Source organism: Paraburkholderia caffeinilytica (assembly GCF_051027425.1).
GTDB lineage: Bacteria > Pseudomonadota > Gammaproteobacteria > Burkholderiales > Burkholderiaceae > Paraburkholderia > Paraburkholderia caffeinilytica_A.
Genome location: NZ_CP186552.1, coordinates 1,225,762 through 1,239,718, shown reverse-complemented (window position 1 = coordinate 1,239,718; position 13,957 = coordinate 1,225,762). Strand labels below are relative to the sequence as shown.

The following is a 13,957-nucleotide window of genomic DNA, read 5'->3' as shown; positions in this document are numbered from 1 at the left end:
GCGGCAATCGCCTAGTCGGCGATGCGGCGGCGAAATACGTAAGTGGAATCGTTCGAGGCGTCGGCGTCGAATGCGTAGCCTTCAGAGTCGAAGTCTCTCAACTGCTCAGGCTTGTCGAGACGATTTTCGACCGCATAGCGCGCCATCAGACCGCGCGCGCGTTTTGCGTGAAAACTGATGATCTTGTAGCGGCCGCCCTTCCAGTCTTCGAACACCGGCGTGACAATCGGCGCGTCGAGCAACTTTGGCTTGACCGACTTGAAGTACTCACCCGAAGCACAGTTGACCAGCACGCGCGAAGCGGCAGCGCGCTTCTTCAATTGCACGTTCAAAGCCTGCGTAATCCGTTCACCCCAGAACGCGTACAAATCCTTGCCGCGCGTATTGGCAAAGCGCGTCCCCATTTCGAGCCGGTACGGTTGCAGCAGATCGAGCGGGCGCAGCAATCCGTACAGGCCGGAAAGCACGCGCACGTGATTCTGCGCGTAATCCAGATCGGCCGACGACAGCGTCCTCGCGCTAAAGCCTTCATACACGTCGCCATTGAACGCGAGCACCGCCTGCTTGGCGTTGTGCGTGCCGAAGCTGGGCGACCAGTCCGCGTAGCGCTGGAAGTTGAGATGCGCAAGCTGATCGGAAATGCTCATCAGCGAGCCGATCTGCTGCGGCGACAAAAGACGCAATCCGCCGATCAATTCGGCTGCGTCGTCGACGAAATCGGGGATCGTGTGTTTTTTGACGTGCGGAGGGGTTTCGTAGTCGAGCGATTTCGCCGGCGACAGAACGATTATCATAGAGGCTTGCAGGCACGCCGTGCCTGGCGGTCAAAGACGAAAGCCAGATTGTAACGAATGCCCGGTTCCCATGCCTCACACGGCGCTTTGCGCGTCGTCCTCGATTCCAATGTGTGGATCGATATTCTCGTGTTCGACGACCCGCACACGCGGCCGATCCGCGCCGCGCTCGAAAGTGGCGCGCTCGCCGCGCTGATCGACGCGCGCTGCCTCGCCGAGCTCACCTACGTGCTCGACTATCCGCAATTCGTGCATCGCAATGTCGACAAGGAGGCGGCGCTTGCCGTCGTTGCACGCCTCGCGCAGCTGGTCGAACCCGCGGCGCCCGCGGAAGATGCCAGACCGTTGCCCAAATGCAAAGACCGCGACGACCAGAAATTCCTCGAGCTTGCGCACGCTGCGCGGGCCGACTGGCTGGTGTCGAAAGATCGCGCGGTATTGAAACTCGCCAAACGGATTGCGCGTGACTTCGGTTTCCAGATTGCACAGCCGGCGCCGTTCGTCAGCGCCTGCATGACAATCGCGGACGAGCCCGCACCGGTATGAACCCTGGCCGGATGGCCAACGTCGGGGCGACCGCGCGCACGCAGCGCCGCGATTCCCTACAATCGGGTTTCGTCCTTTTCGAACGACGCTCCCTGTCAATTTCGCCAACTCACTCGACCACGCTCCGGACAGCGCCATGAATGCACCGCACGACACGCCCATGAGTCCCTCGTTTCCGTCCCGCCTGCCGGACGTCGGCACGACGATTTTCACTGTAATGAGCGCGCTTGCCGCCGAAAAAGGCGCGGTGAACCTCGGCCAGGGCTTTCCCGACTTCGGTTGCGATCCCCGCATTGTCGACGCGGTCGCGAACGCCATGCGCGACGGCCACAATCAATACCCGCCGATGGCCGGCGTCGCGCCGCTGCGTCAGGCAATCTCGGACAAGATCGCCAACCTGTACGGCCGCCGCTACGACGCCACCAGCGAGATCACGGTGACGGCGGGCGCCACGCAGGCGCTGCTGACGGCGATTCTCTGCACGGTGCATCCGGGCGACGAGGTAATCGTGGTCGAGCCGACCTACGACAGCTACCTGCCGTCGATCGAACTGGCCGGCGGCAAACCGGTATTCGTCACGCTCGACGCACCCGACTACACCATCCCGTTCGACAAGCTCGCTGCCGCGATCACGCCGAAAACGCGGCTTCTGCTGATCAACACCCCGCACAATCCGACCGGTACGGTCTGGCGCGCGGAAGACATGCGCAAGCTCGAGGAAATCGTGCGCGGCACCAACGTGCTGATCCTGTCGGACGAAGTCTATGAACACATGGTGTATGACGGCGCGCCGCACGAAAGCGTGGCACGTTATCCGGAACTGGCGCAGCGCAGTTTCGTGGTGTCGAGCTTCGGCAAGACCTATCACGTCACCGGCTGGAAGATCGGCTACGTAGCCGCGCCCGCAGCGCTCACGGCGGAATTCCGCAAAGTGCACCAGTTCAACGTGTTCACGGTCAACACGCCGATGCAAATCGGTCTCGCGGACTACATGAAAGATCCGGCACCGTATCTGGATCTCCCCGCGTTTTATCAGAAGAAACGCGACTACTTCCGCGCCGGCCTTGCGAACTCACGCTTCAGGCTGCTGCCTTGCACCGGCACCTACTTTCAGTGCGTCGACTATTCGGCGATCAGCGATTTGCCCGAAGCCGAATTCGCGCAATGGCTGACTGGCGAGATCGGCGTCGCGGCGATTCCGGTGTCGGCGTTCTATCACGAAGCCCATGAATCGGGCGTGGTGCGCTTCTGCTTTGCCAAGCAGGAAGCGACCCTCGCCACCGCGCTCGACCGGCTGGCGCGGCTCTAGGACGCCCCGCGCGATGCTGCGAACGAACCCACGTTCCTCGCCATCGCGCGCTGCGGCCCACGCGTGCGTTGCACGCCCGGGTTCATTTCACCCGCAACACCGCCGCCATGCCTCAGGCCGGGCGCGAGGCCGCGATATACGCCTTACGATCTTCGGTCACGCGCTGTGCGGCCGGCCGCGCGTTGATCGCCTTCACGTAGCTTTTCCAGTCCACGCCGGCGTCGAGCAGAAAGTCACGGCCGTAGATAGTCTGAGTCGTCATGCCCACCAGCGGCAAGCTCACAAAACCCGCTGCGTCGGCGACACTGAAGCGCTCGCCGCGCAGATACGGCCCGAACTTCGCGATCCGCTTGAAGCCGGCAATGTGATGCTCGAGCAGCTTCTCGACGCGCCCCTTGGTCGCGTCAGTCACGGTGCCGCCGAAGAATGCTTCCTTGTAGAGATTGCGGGCGGTCAGTTCGAGATGCACATCCACGAACATGATCAGTTCGCGCTCCTTGGCCGCTTCCCACGGGTCAGCGGAGAAAATCGCCTTGTCGGGAAATCGCGCGGCCAGATACTCGACAATGCTTTGCGATTCGCACAGATCGCCGTTTTCGGTCTGGATATACGGCACCTTGCCGAGCGGAGAATGCTCGAGCATCGCCTCTTCCTGACTCGGCATCACGAACACTTCCTCGAACGGAATGCCGTGTTCGAGGAGCACGAACTTCACCTTGTTGTAATAGTTAGAGAGCGCGAAACCGCACAGCTTGATCATCGGGTGTCTCCTTTCTTCGGATTGTTTGAAACCGCTCGTCAAAATCAAGACAGCGGCCTTCGACCAATCATCCATTAAATTGCACGATCGTGCTATTCTAAAATAACCATGGAGTCGAGCATCACAATGACCTCTCGCAATTTCAGTATCGAGACTATCGGCATTGTCGGAACCGGTGCAATGGGCCGTGGCATTGCGCAGATTGCCGCGCTGGCGGGCCTCACCGTGCGTCTCTACGACACGAATCCCGCTGCGATTGGCGCCGCGCGCGACTACCTTGCCGAGACTTTCGCCAAATTGACCGCCAAAGGCAAGCTCGACCAGGCCCGCTCGCTCGCCGCGCTGGCGAACGTGAGCGGCGCGCAGGCCATCGGCGATCTGGCCGATTGCGATCTGGTCCTTGAAGCGATCGTCGAAAAACTCGAGGTAAAGCAAACGCTCTTTCGCGAGCTCGAAACGGTGGTGAGCGGCCGTTGCGTGCTTGCGTCGAACACGTCGTCGTTGTCGATTACGGCGATTGCTGCGGGCTGCACGGATCCGTCGCGAGTGGCCGGTTATCACTTCTTCAATCCGGTTCCGTTGATGAAGGTCGTCGAAGTGATCGACGGCCTGCGCAGCGATCCCGCGGTTGGCGACGCGCTGATGGAACTCGCGCGCCGCATGGGCCACACGCCGGTGCGCGCGAAAGACATGCCCGGCTTCATCGTCAATCATGCCGGTCGTGGCATGAATACAGAAGGCCTGCGCATAGCAGGCGAAGGCGTGGCGAGCTTCGCCGACATCGACCGCATCATGCGCGAGCAGGCGGGCTTTCGCCTCGGGCCGTTCGAACTGCTCGACCTGACCGCGCTCGACGTATCGCATCCGGTGATGGAATCGATCTATCACCAGTTCTACGAAGAACCGCGCTTCACGCCGTCGCCGATCACGGGCACACGGCTCGCGGGCGGATTGATCGGCCGCAAAACGGGCGAAGGCTTCTACCGTTATGAAGACGGCAAGCAGCACGTGCCTCCGGAAGCGCCCGTGCCGACTGAACTGCCCCAAAGCGTATGGGTCAGCAAGCGCTATCCGCAAGCGCATGAAGCCGTCGTGCAACTCGTCGCCAAGGCCGGCGTAACGCTCGACGAAGGCGCCACACCCGCAGCAGGCTCGCTGATCGTTGTGACACCGTTCGGCCACGACGCAACCACCGCGGCCGTCGACGAAGCACTCGATGCGACTCGCGTTGTCGCTATCGACACCCTCTTTCCGCTGGCCGTCGTGCCGCGCCGCACGCTGATGACAACCCCCGCCACCAGCCGCGCCGCACGCGAGACCGCGCACGCACTGTTTGCCGCCGACGGCGTGCCTGTCACCGTAATCCGCGATTCGACCGGCTTCGTTGCACAACGCGTCGTAGCGACCATCGTCAACATTGGCTGCGACATCGCGCAAAAACAGATCGCGACGCCGGACGATATCGACCTCGCCGTGACGCTCGGTCTCGGCTACCCACGCGGACCGCTTGCGCTCGGCGATGCGCTCGGCGCGAAAACGATCCTCACCATCTTGCGCAATATCTTCAGCGTGCTCGGCGACCCGCGCTACCGTCCGTCGCCCTGGCTTGCCAGACGAGCACAACTGGGTCTGTCGCTGACACAACGCGACGCGGCCGACATTCAAACGGAGACGCAACAATGAGCGCCGAACTGCTGACCTCGCGCCCGACCGAAAGCGAATCGACGCTGGTCCTCACGCTGTCGAACCCCGGCGCACGCAACGCGTTGCATCCGGACATGTATGCCGCGGGCATCGAAGCGTTCGAATCGGTGGAGCGCGATCCTTCCATACGCGCCGTCGTGATTGCCGGCGCGGACAACTTCTTTTGTGCCGGTGGCAATCTGAATCGCCTGCTGGAAAACCGCGCGAAAGATCCGTCGGTGCAGGCGGAGAGCATCGACCTGCTCGGCGAATGGATTTCGGCGCTGCGTCTGTCGTCGAAACCGGTGATCGCCGCCGTTGACGGCGCGGCAGCCGGCGCGGGGTTTTCACTGGCGCTCGCGTGCGATCTGATCGTCGCCGCGGAAGACGCCAAGTTCGTGATGTCGTATGCGCGCGTCGGTCTCACACCTGACGGCGGCGGTTCGTGGTTTCTCGCGCAAGCCTTGCCACGTCAACTGGCAACCGAAGTGCTGATCGAAGGCAAACCGATCGGCGCCACACGTCTGCACGATCTCGGTCTCGTCAACAAACTGGCAAAGACCGGCGCAGCACGCGACACCGCTGTCGCCTGGGCCGACGAGTTCGGCAAGATTTCGCCAAATTCAGTCGCGCGCATCAAAGGGCTCATCAGCGCGGCCGGCGCACAGCCGCTCGCTGAGCATCTGGTTGCCGAACGCGATAGCTTCGTCGCATCCCTGCATCATCGTGACGGTCTCGAAGGGATTTCCGCGTTCCTCGAAAAACGCGCTCCAGTCTACAAGTGAACATAAGCGAATCAAGGGACGATGCCTGAATACCAACTCCCCAAGCGCCGCCGCATCTTCCTGATGCGTCACGGCGACGTGACCTACTTCGACGACAGCGGCCGCGCGATCGATCCCGAAACCGTACCGCTGAACGCCAACGGCCGCGAGCAGGCAAGCGCGGCAGGCCGCGTGTTTGCCACACAGCAACTCCGGTTCGATCGGGTGATCGTGAGCGGTTTGCCGCGCACGATCGAAACCGCGCAGCGCGTATTGGCCCAGACCGGTCAGCAGATCGAGCTCGAAATCGAACCCGCATGGCAGGAAATCCGCGGCGGCAAACTCGGCAACATTCCGCTGCAGGATATGGAAGCGGCATTTCTCGGTGTGTTCGACGGCATCGTGCCGGAAAGCACGCGCTTTCTCGACGGCGAAACCATCGGTGCGTTGTTCGACCGCGTGTTGCCCGCAGTGGCGGCATTGCGCGAGGACACGTCGTGGGACACCGTGCTGCTGGTGCTGCACGGCGGCGTGAATCGCGCGATTCTGTCGCACGCGCTCACCGCCGGCGGCCGCACTTTCTTCGGCCATCTGGCGCAGGCCACCGGTTGCATCAACGCGCTCGACGTCGGCGCCGAGCCGCGCGACTGGGTGCTGCGCACGATCAACTATTCACCGCCGTCGCCGCTGCATCGCGACGTTCGCAACACCACGATGGAAATGCTCTACGCACAATTCATTCAATACAAGCGTAGCTGACCCCAAACTGGAGGAGACACATGGTGCAAGCCACACAGACTGGCGAACCAGAACACAAACCGGATTATTCGGCCTTCGAGGGCACGCGTCCGGTCAACGAGCGGCAACGCTTCGACAGTGACGCGCTCGCCGCGTGGCTAGCCCAGCATGTCGACGGATTTGCCGGACCGCTCACGCTGGAGCAATTCGCCGGCGGCCAGTCCAATCCCACCTTCAAACTGGTCACGCCGTCGCGTTCGTACGTGATGCGAGCGAAACCCGGACCGGCCGCGAAGTTACTGCCTTCGGCGCACGCAGTCGAGCGCGAATACCGCGTGATGCATGCGCTGGCCGGCACCGACGTGCCGGTCGCCAACATGCTCGCCTTGTGCGACGACGAAAGCGTGATCGGCCGGGCGTTCTACGTGATGGAGTTCGTCGAAGGCCGCGTGCTGTGGGACCAGTCTCTGCCTGGCATGACGCCCGCGGAGCGCACGGCGATTTACGACGAAATGAATCGCGTGATCGCCGCACTGCATAGCGTCGACGTCGCAGCAGTCGGTCTTGCCGACTACGGCAAACCGGGCAACTACTTTGCACGCCAGATCGGCCGCTGGAGCAAGCAGTACATCGCGTCCGAAACCGAACCGATCGACGCGATGCAGCGCCTGATCGAATGGCTGCCGCAGCATATGCCGGCTGAAACAGGCGAGCGCGCCTCAGTCGTGCATGGCGACTACCGGCTCGACAATCTGATCTTTCATCCCACCGAGCCGCGCGTACTTGCCGTGCTCGACTGGGAGTTGTCCACGCTCGGCGATCCGCTCGCCGACTTCGCCTATCACTGCATGGCGTGGCACGTCGATCCAGCGCAATTCCGTGGCATTGCGGGTCTGGACTGGGCGGCCCTCGGCATTCCCGACGAAGCGCAATACGTCGAACGCTATTGCAAGCGCACCGGTTTCGAGATCCACGGCGACTGGAATTTCTATCTGGCATACAACATGTTTCGCATTGCCGCGATCCTGCAAGGGATCATGAAACGCGTGGTCGACGGCACCGCGGCCAGCGCTCAGGCGCTCGACGCCGGCCGTCGCGCGAAGCCGATGGCCGAACTCGCCTGGCGCTACGCACAGAAGGTGCGCTAAGCAGATCGGCATACCAGGTTGCGCTCCCGAACACACGTCATTCGTCATCCGCGAGGTCTTACATGAATTTCGATTACACCCCGAAGGTTCAGGCGCTGCGCGAAAAACTACTCGCCTTCTTCGACGAGCACATCTATCCGAACGAGCAGGCGTTCTATGCCGAGATCGCGCGCAATCGCCAGAACGGCAACGCGTGGCTCCCGACCGAACTGATCGAACAACTGAAACAGAAAGCGCGCGACGCCGGCTTGTGGAACCTGTTCCTGCCTGAATCGGTACGCGGCGCCGGCCTGACGAATCTGGAATACGCGCCGCTCTGCGAGATCATGGGCCGCGTGCCCTGGGCACCGGAAGTGTTCAACTGCAGCGCACCCGACACCGGCAACATGGAGACGATCGAGCGCTACGGCAGCGACGACAACAAGCGCGAATGGCTCGAACCACTGCTGCAGGGGCACATTCGATCAGCGTTTCTGATGACCGAGCCTGAAGTGGCCTCGTCGGACGCGACCAATATCCAGACGAGCATCGTGCGCGATGGCGACACCTACGTGATCAACGGCCACAAGTGGTGGTCGTCCGGTGCGGGAGATCCGCGCTGCAAAGTCTACATCGTGATGGGCAAAACCGATCCCGAGGCGCCGCGTCATGCACAGCAGTCGATGATCCTGGTTCCCGCCGATGCCACCGGCATCACCGTGCATCGCCCTCTCACCGTATTCGGCTACGACGACGCACCGCACGGCCACATGGAAATCACGCTCGAAAACGTTCGCGTGCCGGCCGCCAACATGTTGCTCGGCGAAGGACGCGGTTTCGAAATCGCTCAAGGCCGCCTCGGACCGGGACGCATCCATCACTGCATGCGTTTGATCGGCCTCGCCGAGCGCGCACTCGAACTCATGGCTAAACGCTCCATGCAACGCATCGCCTTCGGCAAGCCGGTTTCCGCACAAGGTGTCACGCAGGAGCGCATGGCCGAAGCGCGTTGCATGATCGAGCAGGCCCGTCTGCTGACGCTGAAGACCGCGTACATGATGGACACGGTCGGCAACAAGGGCGCACGTGGAGAAATCGCCATGATCAAGGTGGTCGCGCCGAATATGGCATGCCAGGTGATCGACTGGGCGATCCAGGCACACGGCGGCGGCGGCGTCAGCGACGATTTCCCGCTCGCGTATGCGTACGCCAACGCGCGGACGTTGCGCTTCGCCGATGGCCCCGACGAAGTGCACCGCAACGCGATCGCCAAGCTCGAACTGGCGCGCTATATGGATGCCGGAGCTGCGGCTCGCGTGGAAACGCCGATTACGCGGGTTTGAGGTCAGGGTTGGCGCGGTTAGCCGGCGGCGCGAAATCGAGACCGAGAAACACGCACAGCCGGCTCGCGACCAGCCGGGTGGCGCGCGACGACGCCATGCATACGGTGGTCGCTTGCGTACAAGCATGACGGCGAGCACGGCGCGTGCCTCGGATCGCGCGGATTCACGGCCAGCAGCATTGTCCGATCTATGCTCTAATTTTCGTCAACTGCGGCGCCCTTTGTGGCGCCGCTTTCACGAAACGAAGGAGCCAGGATGATCGACGTCTATAGCTGGGCAACCCCGAACGGCCACAAGGTTCACATCATGCTCGAGGAAACGGGCCTCGCGTACACCGTGCATGCCGTAGATATCGGTGCAGGGGATCAGTTCAAGCCCGAATTCCTCGCTATCAGCCCGAACAACAAGATTCCCGCGATTGTCGATTCCGAGGGTCCCAAGGGCGCCGACGGCAAGCCATTCGCGCTATTCGAGTCGGGTGCGATTCTGATTTATCTCGCGGAGAAAACCGGCAAGTTCCTGCCGACCGATCCGGCCGCACGCTATGCCACACTACAGTGGCTGATGTTCCAGATGGGTGGCCTCGGTCCGATGCTCGGCCAAACGCACCACTTCCGCATCTACGCGCCGGAACCGATCGAATACGCGATCAATCGCTATACGAACGAAACACGGCGTCTCTATGGCGTGATGGATACGCAGCTCGGCAAGACACAGTATCTGGCCGGCAACGATTACACGATCGCTGACATTGCCGCGTTTCCGTGGACCCGTTCGTGGCAAAACCAGGGGATCGAACTCGACACGCTTCCGAATGTGAAGCGCTGGCATGAGGAGATTGCCGCACGTCCGGCGGTGGTCCGTGGCGTCGACGTGCTGGCGTCGGCTCGCAAGCCGCTCATGGACGATAAGGCTAAAGAAATGCTGTTCGGCGCGACACAGTACGCGAAGCACTGATTTCGCCGCTGCGCCAGTGTTCGAGCCTATCGTGGCGATGACATTGCGTTAGCAGAAGCGTCTGCATAAAAAAGCGCGAGCCGGCCGCGACGCCGCTCGCGCTTTTTTGCCCACATGCATGTACTGGAACGCTAGAAGTAATGTCGCGTGATGAACTCCGCGACACATACAGGCCGTTCGCTACCCTGCCTCTCCAGCGTCACATCCCATTCGACCTGCACGCCGGCATTCTCGACGTCGGTGACGGATTTCACCGCAAACCGGGCACGCAACTGCGAGCCGACCAGCACCGGCGACGTGAACCGCACGCGATTCAATCCGTAATTGACACCCATACGCTGCTTGAGCGCCACCGTCTTGCCGAGCAGTGCAGGAATCAACGACAGCGTCATGAACCCATGTGCGACCGGACCACCGAACGGCGACTCACGCCGCGCCCGCTCGGGATCGACGTGAATCCACTGATGATCGCCAGTGGCTTCGGCAAAACGATCGACGCTCGCCTGATCGACCGTCAGCCAACTGCTAACGAGCGGTTCTGCGCCAACCAGCGCACGCAACGCGGTTGCATCGCCAAAGCTTGCGGCAGGCGCCGCGCTGCTGCCCGTCATGACGCGGCTCCCGGATTACGCAGCCCGAACAAACCCTTGGAGCGAACCGTGATCACCAATTCGCCGTGCTGGTTGATGCCTTCCCACTGCGTCGAAACGATGCCGCGATCCGGCTTACTCTCCGAAACGCGTTTGTCGAGTACGGCGTTCATCATCGTGATCGTGTCGCCAACGCGCACCGGCTTCAACCAGCGGATCTCGTCGATACCGGGTGAACCCATCGACGTGGAACCCGCGATCGTGTTGCGCACCAGCATGCCCATCATCACCGAACAGGTATGCCAGCCGCTCGCGACCAGTCCGCGAAACGGCGACGCCGCAGCTGCAGCCTCGTCCAGATGGAACGGCTGCGGATCGAACTTCTCGGCGAACTCGACGATCTCTTCACGCGTGAAAGTATGCTTGCCGACTTCAGTAGTCGTGCCGACTACCATGTCCTCGTAACTCAGACCCATCGCACACCTCTTTCTTATCCGATTCGACCGGCTGATCAGGCCTCGGTCGAAACAAAACCGGGCAGCGCGGCGAACCGCGCGAGATGATGATCGACATCGCCCAATGTGGTTTCGATGATAGCAAGACGTTTGAACAGATGCGCCGCCGCGACTTCGTTCGTAACGCCCATGCCGCCGTGCAATTGGACCGCCTGCTGACCGACGAAACGCGCGGCCTGACCGACGCGCGCCTTCGCCGCGGAGACTGCGCGGCGACGTTCGTCAGCGTCTGTGCTCGCGTAACGCACCGCCGCAAGATAGGTGACCGACCTTGCCTGCTCGGCGTGAATCAACATTTCTACCATGCGATGCTGCAACGCCTGAAAACGCGCGATCGGTTGACCGAACTGCTGACGTGTCCTGGTGTACTCGACCGTGGCGTGGTTCAGCGCGTCGAGGGCACCCACCGCTTCCGCACACAGCAATACCGTGCCGTAGTCTGCGATGTGCTCGAGCGCTGCGGCACCAGCGTGTTTGCCGGTGAGTTGGCGTGCCGGCGTGCCTTCGAATTTGAGCGTCGCTGCGCGCTGGCCATCGATCGTGCGGTAGTCAGTAACCTTGACGCCGGCCGCATCGCGAGCGACAACAAAGAGCGCGATCTCGCCATTCAGTCGTGCCGGCACGATCCAGTAATCTGCTTGCGCGCCGTGCAACACAACTGACTTCGTACCAGTCAATGCCCGCTGTTCGCCCTGCCCGCTCGCAGCTGTCGCGACTTCGAACAGATCGTAGCGTGCGTGCGGTTCGTGAAATGCCACTGCCAGCCTGATTTCGCCCTGCGCTGCGCGCTCAAGCAGCGAGGCATCTTCACCCTGACCGGTGCCAGCAAGCCGTAGCGCTTCGATACCTACTGCGGTCGCCCAATACGGCTCGACCACCAAAGCACGGCCGAGCTCCTGCATGACCACCAGCATGTCAATCGGGCTGCCGTTGAAACCACCCTGCGCTTCCGGCACCGGTAAGGCGGTCAGTCCTAGTTCGGTGAACGCTGCCCAGTGCACATCCGATACGCCGGATTCCGTTTGCACAATTGCCTGACGCGCTTCAAAACCATAGCTCTTGTCCAGATAGCGGCGCAGCGCGTCAGCAAATTGCTGTTGTTCGTCGTTGAAAGTGAAGTCCATGCGCCGCTCCTCAAAGTCCCAGAATCATCTGCGCGATGATGTTCTTTTGAATTTCGTTCGAGCCGCCGTAAATCGACGTCTTGCGGAAGTTGAAGTAGTACGCGGCCAGCGGCGCGGCTTCATCGTCGCCGGCGAGGCTATGTTCGCGCTCGCCTTCAAGGAATGGCACGTCGAACGGTGCGGCGAGCGGCCCGATTGCCTCGAACATCAGTTCTGTCAGCGCCTGCTGCACTTCTGTGCCCTTGATCTTGAGCATCGAGGCTTCCGGACCCGGCCCACGTCCGCCCGTTTCATTGGCGACCACGCGTTGCACGGTGACTTCGAGTGCCATCAGTTCGACCTCCAGACTCGCGACTTTCGCGGCGAACACCGGATCTTGCAGCAACGGTTTGCCGTTCTTCCGCTGATCCAGCGCGAGGCGCTTCAGGAATACGAGTTCGCGCTTCGATTGCCCGACACGGGCAATACCCGTGCGCTCGTGCCCGAGCAGGTACTTCGCATAGGTCCAGCCACGATTCTCTTCACCGACCAGATTGTCGACCGGTACCTTCACGTCCTCGAAAAATACTTCGTTGACTTCGTGGTCTTCGTCGAGCGTGATGATGGGGCGCACCGTGATGCCCGGCGTTTTCATATCGATCAGCAGGAACGAGATGCCCTCCTGCTTTTTTGCGCCGCTGTCAGTACGCACGAGGCAGAACATCATGTCGGCGTACTGGCCGAGCGTAGTCCAGGTTTTCTGACCGTTGACCACGTAGTGATCGCCGACACGCTCAGCACGCGTGCGCAGCGAGGCCAGGTCAGAACCGGAACCCGGTTCGGAATAGCCCTGACACCACCAGTCTGTACCGTCGAGAATGCGCGGCAGATAGTGACGTTTCTGCGCCTCATTGCCGTACTTCATCAGCACGGGCGCCACCATCGAGACGCCGAACGGCAACACGGACGGCGCGCCGATACGTGCGCACTCTTCGTCCCAGATATGCCGTTGGGTCGCGTCCCAACCCGGGCCACCGTATTCCTTCGGCCATGCGATGACCGACCAGCCGCGCGTGCCGAGCAGCTTATGCCAACCCGCGAAGTCTTCGCGGTTCAGGCGCTTATGGTTGAGTACTTTGTCGCTCAGCTCGCGGGGCAGATTCGCTTCGAGCCAGGCGCGGATGTCGGCGCGGAACGCGTCGTCAGCAGGGGAATAGTCCAGATTCATGCGTCGTGTCTCCTGGCCGCAACCGCCCGCTGCCAGTGAGCCACTGCGCTATTGCAGCGGTTCCTTCAAGGCAGCCGGGACCGGCAGCGGCATCACTTCGATGCCTTCTTCGACCAAGGCTTTCGCGTCTTCCGGCGTCGTGACACCGCGAATATTGCGCGCAGGCGCTTCGTTGTAGTGAATGCGCCGTGCCTCCTCAGCGAAGCGGTCGCCCACGTTCTCGGTCTTTTCCAGTACCTCGCGCAATGCACGCATCACACGCGCCTGCATGTCCCCCGCGCCTGCAGGGACTTTGGTGTCAGTCGCGCCCGACAGGTTCAGCCGGGGTGCCGACGGCAGGCGGCTCACTTCGTTCGCACCGCAGATCGGACATTCGACGAGCTTGCGGGACTGCTGCGACTCGAAGTCATCAGCCGAAGCGAACCAGCCTTCAAACCGATGGCCATGCGGACACTGTAAATCGAGGACCTTCATGTGGAATCAGGGCTTGCGTGCCAGTT

At 61.8% G+C, this 13,957-nt stretch carries 15 protein-coding genes; 8 read left to right on the top strand and 7 right to left on the bottom strand.

What is annotated here, in order from left to right; genetic code table 11:
* Positions 1 to 11: 11 nt before the first annotated feature.
* Positions 12 to 794 (bottom strand): peroxide stress protein YaaA, encoded by a 783-nt coding sequence (yaaA, locus tag ACOSV0_RS05445; RefSeq protein WP_434109217.1) that lies wholly within the window; start codon positions 792 to 794, stop codon positions 12 to 14.
* Between the two features lie 57 nt (positions 795 to 851).
* On the opposite strand from yaaA, the gene ACOSV0_RS05440 reads away from it, so the two are divergent.
* Together ACOSV0_RS05440 and ACOSV0_RS05435 are read left to right on the top strand one after the other, a co-directional pair.
* Positions 852 to 1,340 carry a putative toxin-antitoxin system toxin component, PIN family gene (locus ACOSV0_RS05440; protein ID WP_434109216.1) on the top strand — a complete coding sequence of 163 codons (489 nt, stop codon included), beginning with the start codon at positions 852 to 854 and terminating at the stop codon, positions 1,338 to 1,340.
* Between the two features lie 136 nt (positions 1,341 to 1,476).
* Positions 1,477 to 2,649: a pyridoxal phosphate-dependent aminotransferase gene (locus ACOSV0_RS05435; RefSeq protein ID WP_434109215.1), complete on the top strand. Its 1,173-nt coding sequence runs from the start codon at positions 1,477 to 1,479 to the stop codon at positions 2,647 to 2,649.
* Positions 2,650 to 2,761: 112 nt separating this feature from the next.
* Here ACOSV0_RS05435 and ACOSV0_RS05430 read toward each other — a convergent pair whose 3' ends face one another.
* On the bottom strand, positions 2,762 to 3,409 hold the full coding sequence (locus ACOSV0_RS05430) for a glutathione S-transferase family protein (RefSeq protein WP_434109213.1): 648 nt from the start codon (positions 3,407 to 3,409) through the stop codon (positions 2,762 to 2,764).
* 126 nt (positions 3,410 to 3,535) lie between these two features.
* Here ACOSV0_RS05430 and ACOSV0_RS05425 point away from each other — a divergent pair, with 126 nt between their 5' ends.
* From ACOSV0_RS05425 to ACOSV0_RS05400, 6 genes are all read left to right on the top strand, one after another.
* Positions 3,536 to 5,092: a 3-hydroxyacyl-CoA dehydrogenase gene (locus tag ACOSV0_RS05425; protein WP_434109212.1), complete on the top strand. Its 1,557-nt coding sequence runs from the start codon at positions 3,536 to 3,538 to the stop codon at positions 5,090 to 5,092.
* A complete protein-coding gene (locus ACOSV0_RS05420; RefSeq protein ID WP_434109211.1) occupies positions 5,089 to 5,877 on the top strand; it encodes an oxepin-CoA hydrolase, alternative type in 789 nt (262 codons plus the stop codon). The genes ACOSV0_RS05425 and ACOSV0_RS05420 overlap by 4 nt, the downstream gene beginning before the upstream one ends.
* A gap of 21 nt (positions 5,878 to 5,898) precedes the next feature.
* Entirely contained in the window at positions 5,899 to 6,615 is a 717-nt protein-coding gene (locus ACOSV0_RS05415; RefSeq protein WP_434109209.1) for a histidine phosphatase family protein, read from the top strand.
* A gap of 20 nt (positions 6,616 to 6,635) precedes the next feature.
* Positions 6,636 to 7,742, top strand: a complete 1,107-nt coding sequence (locus ACOSV0_RS05410) for a phosphotransferase (protein ID WP_434109208.1) — start codon at positions 6,636 to 6,638, stop codon at positions 7,740 to 7,742.
* 62 nt (positions 7,743 to 7,804) lie between these two features.
* Positions 7,805 to 9,064, top strand: a complete 1,260-nt coding sequence (locus tag ACOSV0_RS05405) for an acyl-CoA dehydrogenase family protein (protein ID WP_434109206.1) — start codon at positions 7,805 to 7,807, stop codon at positions 9,062 to 9,064.
* A 255-nt stretch (positions 9,065 to 9,319) separates the two neighbouring features.
* Positions 9,320 to 10,021: a glutathione binding-like protein gene (locus tag ACOSV0_RS05400; protein WP_434109205.1), complete on the top strand. Its 702-nt coding sequence runs from the start codon at positions 9,320 to 9,322 to the stop codon at positions 10,019 to 10,021.
* 131 nt (positions 10,022 to 10,152) lie between these two features.
* Here ACOSV0_RS05400 and ACOSV0_RS05395 read toward each other — a convergent pair whose 3' ends face one another.
* The 5 genes from ACOSV0_RS05395 to ACOSV0_RS05375 are packed head-to-tail and all read right to left on the bottom strand — an operon-like array spanning position 10,153 to position 13,931.
* Positions 10,153 to 10,632: a MaoC family dehydratase gene (locus ACOSV0_RS05395; RefSeq protein WP_434109203.1), complete on the bottom strand. Its 480-nt coding sequence runs from the start codon at positions 10,630 to 10,632 to the stop codon at positions 10,153 to 10,155.
* Positions 10,629 to 11,087 carry a MaoC family dehydratase gene (locus ACOSV0_RS05390; RefSeq protein WP_434109201.1) on the bottom strand — a complete coding sequence of 153 codons (459 nt, stop codon included), beginning with the start codon at positions 11,085 to 11,087 and terminating at the stop codon, positions 10,629 to 10,631. The genes ACOSV0_RS05395 and ACOSV0_RS05390 overlap by 4 nt, the downstream gene beginning before the upstream one ends.
* Positions 11,088 to 11,122: 35 nt before the next feature.
* Positions 11,123 to 12,250, bottom strand: a complete 1,128-nt coding sequence (locus ACOSV0_RS05385) for an acyl-CoA dehydrogenase family protein (RefSeq protein ID WP_434109200.1) — start codon at positions 12,248 to 12,250, stop codon at positions 11,123 to 11,125.
* 10 nt (positions 12,251 to 12,260) lie between these two features.
* Positions 12,261 to 13,457 (bottom strand): acyl-CoA dehydrogenase family protein, encoded by a 1,197-nt coding sequence (locus ACOSV0_RS05380; RefSeq protein WP_434109199.1) that lies wholly within the window; start codon positions 13,455 to 13,457, stop codon positions 12,261 to 12,263.
* 48 nt (positions 13,458 to 13,505) lie between these two features.
* The gene (locus ACOSV0_RS05375) at positions 13,506 to 13,931 is read right to left on the bottom strand and encodes a DUF1178 family protein (RefSeq protein WP_120298130.1); all 426 of its coding nucleotides are present in this window, start codon (positions 13,929 to 13,931) and stop codon (positions 13,506 to 13,508) included.
* Positions 13,932 to 13,957 lie beyond the last annotated feature (26 nt).